Here is a 12,454-nt window from a genome sequence, read left to right as displayed (position 1 = left end):
TAAAAATTATATTTAAGTACAAGGTGAATTTCTTTGCAGCAAATATACTGATTTACAGGATTCCCCCAACCTATGAATCGCGATCGCAAAAAATTGATAATCATTCAAGAATCTCCAAGGATGTTTTTAATTGTGAATCTAACAACCGACTTGATGAGGGAAGCTCTCAAGGTGATTGCTTCCCTACTGTTGCTAAACTCAACGCTTAGTCTTCTTTACGAACTCCCTTAAACGGTTTTCCATCTTGTTTCACATCTATAAACCGTCCTGTATTGGTGTCACGCTTCACCCACTGATTAGTCACGGGATTGAAGACTTGACTACGGTTGTCTACTGCTCCACGACGGTAGCCATTATCTCTATTCTTCGCCATTCTGATCACCTCCTGGGCGAAATCGAAATAGTTAGTTGCTCTACATCTGAGTTTCTAAGACAATGCTGAATACTAGATGTAGTATGTTCAAGAATATCTTATCTGTTAAAATAAAATATGTCATTAAAATAAAATAACAAACTGTTAAATAATTGACAAAAGGTGATGTTTATGCATAATTTCTCTGACCGTGCATCACCTGAACTTGCTTTAGGTGAGCGGCTAAGACAGGCTCGTGAGTTAAGTAGCTTTTCCCAAGGGGAGGCTGCTCAAGCATTGGGGATTACCTCTGCTGCTCTCAGTCAGTACGAGACTGGTAAGCGCAGAATTGAAGCCTTAACGCTAGAGCGGATTGCTCGACTATATGGAGTGCCTGTCACTTACTTCTTTGCAGCACTCGATGCAACAAACCAGCAGGAGCAATCTGACTGGGAGACAGCCTTGCGGACAATGGCTCAAACTTTGGCATCTGTTAGCAAAGCAGGAATTACCAAATTAATTCGGCTTATTCACGTTTTGGAGGATCTATATCGACTAACAGCCATCCCTTTCCCCGGAATGCCGCATCATCCATTTGCTGCACTTCCTAACCAAAAATACAGCGATTACCAAATAGCAGAATTGGCTCAGAGAGTTCGCCGTTATTACAACTTAGGAATTGCGCCATTACTAAATGTCAAAAGTTTTCTAGACGCTCAAGGGTATCAAGTTTTTGCGATTCCTTTGGGAGAAGGGGACGAAGCTCTTTCAGGTCTTTTCTTTCTGCATCCATATCTCGGTGCCATTATTGTCTTCAATGAGACTCAAGCTTATACTCGTTATCCTTTTACTCTGAGTCATGAAATAGCTCATAGCTTGTTTCACTGGAACCGTCCGGCAGTTCTCTGTCGTGTTTCTGAACAAACATCTGAGCCATTAGAAGAGTTAGCGGATCGCTTTGCCTCTTACTTCCTGATTCCCCAAGAAGGTCTGCAAGAAAGGCTAGAAGCAATGACAATCAAAACTGTAAAGCACCCTGAAGAAGTGATTCATATTGCTCGTTATTTTGGGGTGAGTTATAAAGCGGCTGTTCATCGATTAGAGACAGGTCGCAAGTTAGGTGCTTCTAAGGATGTATTTAAGGGCGTAAAGCCAGTTACTCTAGCTAAATCATTAGGTTATAGCCCATTACCTTACGAGTTTGGTGTCCGTCCTCTAGCACCTGAAGATCGCTTACCTAGAATTTTTGTGGAGTTGAGCTATCAAGCACTTGAGAAAGGACTACTTTCTCTTAGAAAAGTAGCTGAGAACCTTGGAATCAGTGACCTCGAATTGGAGGATCGGCTCTATGGAGAGGTTGCCGAAGATTCTGAGGAAGTCTATGCCTAAATTTGTTCTGGATACAGTTGTCTTACGTGTCTTTGCATTCGCTCACCCTCAAGGAATTGACATTTTACTGTCAGCATTAAAAACCTCATTGGCTTGCTTTCCAACTGAAGTCTACAACCAAGATGAAAACAGCCTACCCCCTAATGTATCCGATGAGGATTTGAGTGAATTGGCTAGAGGACTACGCTACGCCCTACGCAAAGCTCAAACTCTGCCAGGACTTCAAGGGCAACGGTTCCAAGTTCGCCTTCAGAACGCAACACAGATTCCCCGCCATATCCAGGCGGGGAGTCTTTTTATTGAACCGTTGCAAATAGAAGAACTCCCCAGACGAGAAAGACTTGGGGAGTTGTATGGCATAGGTCGTGGTGAAGCAGCTTGCTTGGTACTCTCTGAGAGAACGCTACTCACATCTGTTTTCCTATCTAGCGATGAGAGAGCTTGCCAAGCAGCGCAAGCTTTGAGCATTTCCTTCCTAACGATTCCAGATATTCTCACTGATTGGGTTAGTGAAATGCAACCTCCAAGAGAACTGCTTCAGGATCTGGTAGATGGAATGCGTAATGCATCTTTTACTGTTCCAGAAAGCCTTTATCAGCGGTTGCAGGAGATGCTATGAAAACAACTTTAAAAGTAAGCTTATTTGTTAAAAGTAAATAAAATTTTTAGTAACGAAAATGTTTTAGCACTAGTGCAAAGGTTTTAACGCAGTCGGAGATACAGCTAATCTTCAGTAATGGACTCGACAATGATCGTGACTGCCTTTAGCACAGTTTTTTGGGCAATCGTCCCCTATTTAGCATTGAGCCAAGATAAACGTATTTATCAATTGATAACTGTTCGCAATAACTTGTTAGTGGCGTGTCTCTTGACGAAATAATGGGGCTTGTAGCGCGGTAGACTGTCCATAATAAGTCGCATACACCGGACACTACCCCAGAAAGTAAATGAGGTTGCCATCCCCAATCCGTTTACCTAACAAGCATTACAGGTCTAGAGAATACCTTACACCAAGTAAGTGCTTAAATTGGTGGAGGTTGTAAGCGCTTGTGAGGAATACTCCTGTATAATTTTTATTGCCCGTAAACTCAGCTATAACGATACTAGACAGGGTGTAACTACTTTATTTGGTTTTTCGGTGTGATTAATATTGTAGTTCTAGGAATCATATCTAGTAAAGCTTACCTGATTGAACTGGTTTTGGTTGTTGTGTTAGTTTGGCTGGATTTAATAGCAGTGCAACAAATGACCAATGACTATAGACATCTCCAGAAATTAATATAACCATTATTCGTTGCCTCAAACCCTTGTAGAGACGTAGTACTGCTACGTCTCTACACTCATTTTCAAAGATGACTAATAACTAAATATGAATTCCACATTCTGTTTTCTCACTTCCCCGCCAGCGTCCAGCGCGTTCGTCTTCGCCTTCGCCTACTTTGGTAGTAATGGGTTGGTCGCCTATGCTGGGATAACCTTGGTCGTGAAGGGGGTTGTAGATGACTCCATGTTCAGCTACATAAAGCCAGCTGTCTTGACGTGTCCAAGTAGCTATGGGATTTACTTTCAGCCGACCTTTAGCGTCTAATTCAAATATGGGCATATTCGCACGGGTTACTGCTTGGTCCCGGCGGCGTCCAGTGATCCAAGCGACACTGTTGAGTTCGTCTAGACCCCGTAGCAGTGGTTCAATTTTTGTAATGTGGTGGAATTGGGCAATATCTTTGTCCCAGAGTTTGTCGCCGTATTTGGCTTCAAAGGCTTCGCGGGTGTCTACATCTGGAGTTTTGTAAGTTTGCAAATCCAGGTTGTAGATTTGTATGGCTTTGGCTACTAATTCTAAGCTTTCAGGGAAGTGGTGCAAGGTATCGAGAAAGATCACAGGAACGGGATGCTTCAGTTCACTGTAAAGAATATGAGTAATTATCATGTCATCCACGTTAAAGGCGCTTGTTTGCACCAGTCCCGTTGGGATATTCTCTATAGACCATGCCAGTATTTCTTTGGGAGTGGCAGTTTCAAATTGCTCATTTAATTTTTCTAAGTCAAAAGCGATCGCTTGGTTTCTAGATGCAGTGGAGACTGTCATGATAATCTTCTATTCAAATATTTCTACCTTGATTAAGATCGATCTTACTCCATCAAGACACGTATTCCGCTCGGAGATAAGGTAATTATTTTGTGCGGAAATTACTACATTTTGAGAATGGGGAATGGGGAGCAGGGGGCAAGGGGGCAGGGGAGCAGGGGAGCAAGGGAGAAATTGCAGTAAGTTTATTCCCCTCTGCCCCTCCGCACCTCTGCCCCTCCGCACCTCTGCCCCTTCGCCTCTTGTGCCTAATGCCCAGTAAAAATTATTACATAAACATAAATGAGGTATTTATTAAGAAAAGTTACGGTAATTTAAGTTTTACAGTATTTCTATAGATATTTATACTGATTTTGATATGGTTAAGGAACTATTAATAAAAGGGATTTTTACTTAAATGAACAACGCAAAATTCAGCAATCCATTAGGCCAGTCTATAATTATGGGCGCTTTAATGATGTTAACCAGCGTTGGGGTTATTACAATCATGAACTTTTTCTAAGATCAAGATTTCTCATTTTAGCAATCAGACTTCATATAGTCCCGCTCAAAGCTGAGTGGGACTTTTACTTTTTTCATCCAAATAAATCCGTGTGTATTAACTTTCTGCTGTGACTTTCGGCATTTTTACGTAGTTTTGCAATCAAAGAATTTCAAATAAGGATGCGATCGCTATTTACCTTACTCCTAATGACCGACTGGCGCTTTCGCTCCTGCACCGCCTTTACCCAGAAATAGCAACAGAGGTAATGAGCAAAGGAACCCTACCCCTACCACTCGAAAGCAATCTGCGTAAGACAAAACCGCAGCTTGAGTATTTACTGTTTGACTTAATAAAGCTAGTGCTTGTTGTTGAGCCGTTGTCGCATCCATGCCTTGACCTTGAAGTGCCCCGTTGAGCGCATCGAGGCGCTGACTGGTTTCTGGGTCATAAGGACTAAGTTTTGCTAATAGGATGGCTCGATGAAAAGCTTCTCGTCGATCAAGCAAAGTGGTAAGTAGAGCAATACCTATACTACCACCCAGTTGTCGGGTGAGGTTGTAGAAACCAGAGCCGGCAGAAATATCCTGTTTGGGTAGCGGGCCTAAAACTGCCAAACTCAAAGGCAGAAACATCAACACAGTGAAAGCCCCACGCCATACCAATGGCCAAAATAAATCATCTATGCCAGTTTGTGGGGTAATTGCTGCGAGTTGAAACATGACTCCAGACGATCCGACAGCGCCCATTGCAATTAAAAATCGGGCATCAATTTTACTAGACAGTTTACCTAATAAAACCATCACGATCGCAGACGCTAAAGCACCAGGTGCTAACAATAGTCCTGTCTGCGTTGCCGTAAAGTGCAGCACACTCTGAGCAAATATCGGCACAGCAAAGAGTGTGCCATAAAGCCCCATACCCACCACTGCTGAGAGAACGCTTCCCGCAGCTAAAGAACGGTGGCGCAAAACTCTCAAATCCACAGCAGGGTGATCTGTTTTCACTTCTTGCCAAATAAACAACCCCAAGCCGATAATACTGGCGATCGCTAACGTGGTGATGAAACTGGAGGAAAACCAGTCCTCTTTCTCTCCTTCCTCTAACAAAGTTTGCATACAGCCAATAGCGATAACTAAAAACCCAATCCCGAACCAATCGACGGCTTGGCTTTGTGTCTTGCTTTTATCTTTGTCTTTGGGCAAAAATACCACTGACATCGCCACTGCAACGATCCCGAAGGGAATATTAACAAAGAAAATCCACCGCCAGCCTAAACCATCTACCAAAAATCCTCCTAAAGTTGGGCCGATGGCTGGGCCAGCAATTACACCTACCCCAAAAACTGCCTGTGCTAAACCTTGTTCAGCAGGTGGAAAAGTCTCGAACAAAATCGCTTGGGCTTTAGCTAGCAATCCGCCACCACATAAACCTTGAAGAATTCGAGAAAAAACTAGCATCGGGAGATTAAATGCCAACCCGCATAAAACCGAGGCCAGGGTAAAGCCAATCAACGAGAAGATAAAGTAGGTTTTGCGTCCAAAGTAATCTCCCAGCCATGCAGATAAGGGAATTAAGACGACATTTGCGATCGCATATCCAGTTACCACCCAGCCTACTTCACTGACAGTTGCACCCAAACTAGCCTGTATATCTGTCAGGGCAACGTTAACAATACTAGTATCAATTACTTCTAATATCGCACCAATAGAAGCCGTAAAAGCGATTGCCCACTTCAAGGGGCCGTGGACATAACCAAATTCGTCAAAACTAGAACTTTTAATGTTGGTAGCCATTATTTAGCACAAATAATATTTGGGAGATGTCAAGCAATGCCAAAGCTAAAATTAAGTATTGTATATATACGCTACGGTAGCGTATCATATAGGAACGGTCAAGAGGGTTTTTCCTGAAAAGTGGCAGAAATACCTATGCTAAAGATGGATGGTCATTGCTGCTGTTTTAGTGCATGAGAATTGGGTTATGAGGCTTATTTCGTTTCCCAGAAGTTATGTTCTATGCCCAAAAGTAGAAGCAGATGGCCAAGAAGATATTGCTTGGGGATGATATTTTTATGAGTAAGCAAATCAACAGCACCTCTGGACGCCCACGCAGCATCCACGCCGACCAAGCTATTCTGCAAGCAACTTTGGATCTGCTTGCAGAGGTAGGATATGAAAGCATGAGTATAGAAGCGATCGCTTCTCGTGCTGGAGTTGGGAAAACAACCATCTATCGGCGTTACACTTCCAAAGAAGAACTAGTTGCAGACGCGATAGAAAGTCTGAGAGATGATTTAGCGATCCCCGATATCGGCAGCTTTTGGGGAGACATGGATATCCTGATTAAGAATGCCGCCAAAAAAATAGATAGTCCCCTTGGTCGTCAGACACTTGCACTGATTATTAGTACAGCGTCTAGCAATCCTCAATTTGCCGAGGTTTATTGGACAAAATATACGAAACTCCGACGTGAAGCCTTTTCTGAAATACTTGAGCGTGCTAAGTCTAGAGACGAAATTCACAAGGATGCAGACGTAGACTTAATTATCGACCTTGTAAGCGGTTCACTATATTATGCACTGATCTTCAAACCCACAACCGAGCCAGTAGAAGCATACATGCGCCGCACTATGAATCTTCTCCTCAAAGGTATTGGGAATGCGGCATAGGGCATGGGGCATGGGGCATTGGGCATGGGGAATGGGAACAAGACTAAGATAAGGCTTTCTTAGATCAGAACTTTACTGGGACAACGAGAATAACCAATGCCCAATACAACTCTTGGAGAGGCTGCGCCAACGGCTTCTCTACGAGACGCACTTGCGTTCGCCCAATGCCCAATGCCCAATTCCAACTTGTTAGCAAAATAACTTTCCATCATAGGTCATAAATGAGATGATGGAGGGATTAGAGAAAAAGGTAAACAATTGTTATTTTTCTCCTTCCGCTTCTGGTTGCAGAATGGCATCACAATATTGAATGAGGGTTGTCAAGCGATCGCTAATCGTTTGAAGTCTCGTTTGTACAGTAGATGCTTGCCGCGCTCCTTGGAAAAACATCACATCTATTTCCAACAGGCGCAATTGCTTGCTCATCTCCGTTTGATAAGACTGTACTCGCCAGTTTTCATCAGCCAAAGGCACAATTTGTTGTCCGAAAAATTGCTGCAAGGTGGCTACACGCTGCCGCAGTTCTGGCGCAACGATTTGGGTAGTTGTGGCATCGGAGCGTAATTGCTCTAATAAAGTTACGAATGCCAGATATTTCTCACGGTTTAAAGACATCCAGTGCTAGTTAAGATAGTATTAATGTCAAGTAATTTTTCTTCTACAATAAACTTTCTTAAAGACTTATCAGCACTAAAAGCCTCAAATCTTGATTTGGGGCTTTGTTTGCCATCAATGGATTTTCTTTCTTTAACGATCCTTGAAATTCAAACTGGATGACTACCATTGGCAATTGGAGAATCGTCCTTACACTGCTTTTTCCAACCCGTCTTTGGGCAACAGCATCTTTTCAGGGTGATGCTGCTAGTTTTATTTATCATTCACTTATCTACCGATCCTCTCTAAACCCAAATTGTATGAGCAGTATAGCGATAAATTCATCAGTTGACCTTGCCATTCCCGAATGGTTAAAAAAATGTTTGAAGGAGTCATCGACAAGTAGCGGCGCAGCGGAAGATGACCGAAGGCATAATGATGCCGTCTTAATTGGTCGGGCATTTGAATTTGCTTACCAACTGCATGAAGGTCAATACCGCAAATCGGGAGAACCATACATCGCCCATCCCATTGCTGTGGCTGAATTGCTGCGTGACTTGGGAGGCAGTGCTGCTATGATAGCAGCTGGATTTCTCCATGATGTCGTTGAAGATACAGAAGTTACAAGTCAAGATATAGAAGAACGCTTTGGCCCAGAAGTGCGGCAATTGGTCGAAGGTGTCACCAAGCTTTCTAAAATCAATTTCACCAGCAAAACCGAAAGCCAAGCCGAAAACTTCCGGCGGATGTTTTTAGCAATGGCGCAAGATATTCGGGTAATTGTGGTGAAATTAGCAGATCGTTTGCATAATATGCGAACTTTACAATATATGTCAGAAGCCAGCCGCCGCCGCAGTGCCCAGGAAACGCGAGATATTTTCGCACCCTTAGCCAATCGCTTGGGGATTTGGCGGATTAAATGGGAACTCGAAGATTTGGCTTTTAAGTATTTGGAACCGGAAGCTTTTCGCGAAATGCAGGAGCATGTTTCCGAAAAACGGACGGCGCGAGAAGAGAAATTGGCCAAAGCTACAGACATTTTGCGAGAACGTTTGCAGCAAACCGGAATCCACTTTCAGGATATCAGTGGTCGTCCCAAACACCTTTATAGCATTTACCAAAAAATGCACCGCCAGCAAAAGGAATTTCATGAAATTTACGATTTGGCAGCGCTGCGGATTATTGTTCAAACCAATGAGGAATGCTATCGGGCGTTGGCGGTGGTTCATGATGCTTTTCGCCCAATTCCTGGCAGATTTAAGGACTATATTGGACTGCCTAAGCCTAACCGTTACCAGTCATTGCACACTGGGGTGATTGGATTAACTGGTCGTCCTTTAGAGGTGCAAATTCGGACAATCGAAATGCATCATATCGCCGAGTATGGGATTGCCGCCCATTGGAAGTATAAAGAAACAGGTGGTTCTAGCATTAGCCATTTAACAGGCCCAGATGACAAGTTTACTTGGCTGCGGCAACTGCTGGAATGGCAAACCGATCTCAAGGATGCACAAGAATATCTTGATAGCGTCAAAGATAATCTATTTGAAGATGATGTCTATGTCTTCACCCCTAAGGGGGATGTTGTTCCTTTAAGTCCTGGTGCTACGACTGTAGATTTTGCTTATCGCATTCATACAGAAGTCGGAAACCACTGTTCAGGGGCGCGCGTGAATGGGCGAATGGTGCCACTGTCAACGCGGCTGCAAAATGGCGATATTGTAGAAGTTCTCACCCAAAAGAACTGCCATCCGAGTTTGGATTGGTTGAACTTTGTCAGAACTTCGGCGGCGAAATATCGGATTAAACAATGGTACAAGCGATCGCGCCGGGAAGAAAATGTCGCGCGTGGACGGGAATTGTTAGAAAAGGAACTTGGTAAAACTGGTTTTGATAGTTTGCTGAAGTCGGATGCGATGCAGATTGTCGCCGAAAAGTGTAACTACCATAGCGTGGAAGATTTACTTGCCGGTTTGGGTTACGGAGAAATTACGTTGAACCTAGTGCTAAATCGCTGGCGAGAAGTAGCGAAGGGACAACAACCAGTTTCCACTGTGTCGCCATTTATCCCTAAAGAACCAGCGACATCAAAAACTTTACGAGATGCACCTCCAACTACCTCACGCTCCAGTGATTCGCCAATTTTTGGGGTGGAAGGTTTGGTATATTATTTAGCTGGGTGTTGTACCCCGATTCCTGGCGAGCCAATTATTGGTGTGGTAACGCGAGGTAGGGGGATTTCAATTCATCGCCAAGGCTGCCATAATCTGGAGACTGTGGAGTATGAACGCTTAGTACCAGTTAGATGGAACCCAGCCGCCGAAAATAGTGGTCGTCCGCACACGTATCCAGTAGATGTTCAAATTGAAGCTCTTGACCGCGTAGGGGTGCTAAAGGATATTTTGTCACGGTTAAGCGACCAAGGGATTAACGTCCGTCATGCCCAGGTGAAAACCTCTACTGGTCAACCTGCATTGATCGACTTAGGAATAGATATACGCGATCGCTCTCAACTAGAGCAAGTCTTCGTCCAAATTAAGAAAATGAGCGACATTTTGAATATCCGCCGCGTTGGTCAAATTGACGAGTAGGTATCTTAATTGGTAAGGTGCGTTACACTGCGTTAACGCACCAATTTTAGTTGCGATTTCACTTTAAAGTTTCGCTGAAATAGTCAGCCCTGGTCATACCTGGGCAATTGCTTCTAATGGCAAAATTACTGTAAATGTAGACCCTTTTCCTAGCTGTGAATCTACTTTAATTTCACCATCCATTAACTGAACCAATCGAGATACGATTGCTAAACCTAATCCTGTACCATCAGAACTTTGCACTTGGGGAGCAGTTACTTCCCGAAAATAGGGATTGAAGATTTGTGCTTGAGCATCTGGAGAAATACCAATACCACTATCAGTAACAGAGATAGCCCACTGTTGTTGAGATAACGTCCAGCACTGCAAATGAATTGAACCAGATTCTGTGTAGCGAATTGCGTTACTGAGCAGATTTGTCAGAATTTGTTGAAGCCGAAGAGGATCTGTGATAACTTGACTTGGGGCGCGTTCGCATTCAACAATCAAGGATAATTCTTTAGCACGCGCTAGTGGCTCTATGATCTCTAAAACAAAGTTGATTAAACTACGCACATCGGTTAAAGTAGGCTGCAATTTCATCTGTCCGGCATCACAGCGCGAAATTTCCAGAGTATCGTTAATTAAGCGGACAAGAAGTCTACCACTCTTGAGAACTCGCTCAATACTTTCAAGATTTGCATAGGTATCCTTGAGTTCTGGTTGTTGACGCTGCTGACGCAGAAATAAGTCTGCGTAACCGATGATTGAAGTCAGGGGCGTTTTCAGTTCATGAGCCAAATGAGAGAGATTATCTTTATTAGCACGAACCAAACGAGTTAGCTCTTGGTTAGTCAACCGCAACTGACTTTGGAGTTGTTTAAGCTCTTGTAATCGTCCTTGAGTATAACTGTTAAAGCAACGTGCGATCGCTTCATCAATTACTGTATCAATCAGGCGAACAGCCCTTAGCACATCTTGTGCAGATCCCTGTAATAAATCTTCTTCTAAAAACGAAAAAATTACAAACCGGAGTAAACGATACTCTCGCGCAATTTCCGCTGGTTCAAATCCCTGTTGGGCGCGAAGTGTGCCGTGTTCTAAACTTGCATCTACTACTGTCTGCAAATCGCTCGTTTCAGATTCAGAAAGTACTGTTGCTAATGCTTTCAAAACACTCGGTAAGCTATCCCGTACAGCATTGAAAGTCAGTTCATTAGTAGCTTCAATTTGTTGATCTTGGTAAACCGCTTCTACCCATTGATCGAGAATGGCATCACTTTTGGCAATTAGAGTCTGACTAAAATCCATTTTTTGCCCAACCAAAGACAGTCAGCGCGAAGCCCCTTGCGCTAGAGCTAGCTTAGTGCATTTAATGTCAAGTTTGCAAGTGACGAAAGATGGAGGTTAGTGAAAAGACGGCTGATTGCTGAACTAATCAGTTTAGCTTAGTCAGTTTATTGCAATTTAAATGCAAATTAGCTTATTTCATCATAGAGGTAAGAGCGATCGCTTAACCAAGTAGATTATGGTTACAGAGTAAAATAACTCAACATAATTAAGTTTTTTACTATCTTATTTATCTAACTTTATTAAGAGACGCAACAAACCAATATTTCTACTTTTTATATAATTCTAATTTGCAAATATTTGCATCAGTATACTTACAAGAGTGTAGATGTACTACCATATATAAAATCCGTGCTATCAGCAATCTGTAATTTTTTTACTGAGGCTACATTAAGCATGAGCTAAAAAATATAAAAGTTTGATAAAGTATGTCCAAACTTCTGGTTAGTCAATATCATACAGAAGTAGAAAGAATTATTTAATATGGCGGTTCACGTAAAGAAACATCGATTCAGGTTGCATTTCAAAACTTAGTTAATGAATATTGCAAACCTAGAGAATTTAGGCTTATTCCCGAACTAGATTATAAAACACCTAGCGGCAAACTTGTTTATCCAGATGGCACTGTTAAAGATGCTTTGCGTTTAGATTGGGGCTACTGGGAAAGCAAGGATCAATACGATAATCTCGACGATGAAATATCGAACAAATTGAAGAAAGGTTATCCTGATTGCAACATTTTGTTTGAAGATTCCCAAACAGTAGTTTTTGTCAAGTTAAGGCAGATGCCCAAATGTCAAGTGAGGTTGCAGCAGTGCGTCGGTGTCGTTGACGCACGGCTTTTACCAAGCCCATAGAGCGTTGATGCTCAACTAAGTCTAGTTAAAATATATTTTCCTTGCTCAGTTAGGGTATCAAACCACTCAAATCCATAGAAGCCCATATCTGTAATTAGTAA

Annotated in this window: 9 protein-coding genes; 4 read left to right on the top strand and 5 right to left on the bottom strand. The window is 42.8% G+C overall.

What is annotated here, in order from left to right; all coding sequences use genetic code 11:
- Window positions 1-205: 205 nt before the first annotated feature.
- On the bottom strand, window positions 206-373 hold the full coding sequence (locus HWQ40_RS30435; protein ID WP_292785552.1) for a hypothetical protein: 168 nt from the start codon (window positions 371-373) through the stop codon (window positions 206-208).
- A 171-nt stretch (window positions 374-544) separates the two neighbouring features.
- On the opposite strand from HWQ40_RS30435, the gene HWQ40_RS30430 reads away from it, so the two are divergent.
- Complete coding sequence (locus HWQ40_RS30430; protein ID WP_292785550.1) at window positions 545-1,741, top strand: XRE family transcriptional regulator; 1,197 nt, start codon at window positions 545-547, stop codon at window positions 1,739-1,741.
- Window positions 1,734-2,360: a hypothetical protein gene (locus tag HWQ40_RS30425; protein WP_292785548.1), complete on the top strand. Its 627-nt coding sequence runs from the start codon at window positions 1,734-1,736 to the stop codon at window positions 2,358-2,360. Before HWQ40_RS30430 ends, HWQ40_RS30425 begins: the two co-directional genes overlap by 8 nt.
- A gap of 744 nt (window positions 2,361-3,104) precedes the next feature.
- Here the strand turns inward: HWQ40_RS30425 and cysH are convergent.
- Together cysH and HWQ40_RS30415 are read right to left on the bottom strand one after the other, a co-directional pair.
- Entirely contained in the window at window positions 3,105-3,830 is a 726-nt protein-coding gene (gene cysH / locus HWQ40_RS30420) for a phosphoadenosine phosphosulfate reductase (protein WP_292785546.1), read from the bottom strand.
- A 687-nt stretch (window positions 3,831-4,517) separates the two neighbouring features.
- A complete protein-coding gene (locus tag HWQ40_RS30415) occupies window positions 4,518-6,107 on the bottom strand; it encodes a DHA2 family efflux MFS transporter permease subunit (RefSeq protein WP_292785544.1) in 1,590 nt (529 codons plus the stop codon).
- A gap of 278 nt (window positions 6,108-6,385) precedes the next feature.
- On the opposite strand from HWQ40_RS30415, the gene HWQ40_RS30410 reads away from it, so the two are divergent.
- The gene (locus HWQ40_RS30410) at window positions 6,386-6,982 is read left to right on the top strand and encodes a TetR/AcrR family transcriptional regulator (protein ID WP_292785542.1); all 597 of its coding nucleotides are present in this window, start codon (window positions 6,386-6,388) and stop codon (window positions 6,980-6,982) included.
- A 261-nt stretch (window positions 6,983-7,243) separates the two neighbouring features.
- On the opposite strand, the gene patD is transcribed toward HWQ40_RS30410, so the two are convergent.
- Window positions 7,244-7,597 carry a heterocyst frequency control protein PatD gene (gene patD / locus HWQ40_RS30405; protein WP_194042053.1) on the bottom strand — a complete coding sequence of 118 codons (354 nt, stop codon included), beginning with the start codon at window positions 7,595-7,597 and terminating at the stop codon, window positions 7,244-7,246.
- Between the two features lie 299 nt (window positions 7,598-7,896).
- Between patD and HWQ40_RS30400 the strand changes: the two genes are divergently transcribed.
- Window positions 7,897-10,167: a bifunctional (p)ppGpp synthetase/guanosine-3',5'-bis(diphosphate) 3'-pyrophosphohydrolase gene (locus HWQ40_RS30400; RefSeq protein ID WP_292785780.1), complete on the top strand. Its 2,271-nt coding sequence runs from the start codon at window positions 7,897-7,899 to the stop codon at window positions 10,165-10,167.
- Between the two features lie 93 nt (window positions 10,168-10,260).
- On the opposite strand, the gene HWQ40_RS30395 is transcribed toward HWQ40_RS30400, so the two are convergent.
- A complete protein-coding gene (locus tag HWQ40_RS30395; protein ID WP_292785538.1) occupies window positions 10,261-11,457 on the bottom strand; it encodes a HAMP domain-containing sensor histidine kinase in 1,197 nt (398 codons plus the stop codon).
- Window positions 11,458-12,454 lie beyond the last annotated feature (997 nt).

Source organism: Nostoc sp. NMS9, assembly GCF_017114995.1.
Classification (GTDB): domain Bacteria; phylum Cyanobacteriota; class Cyanobacteriia; order Cyanobacteriales; family Nostocaceae; genus Nostoc.
This window is presented reverse-complemented; position numbering and strand designations above follow the sequence as displayed.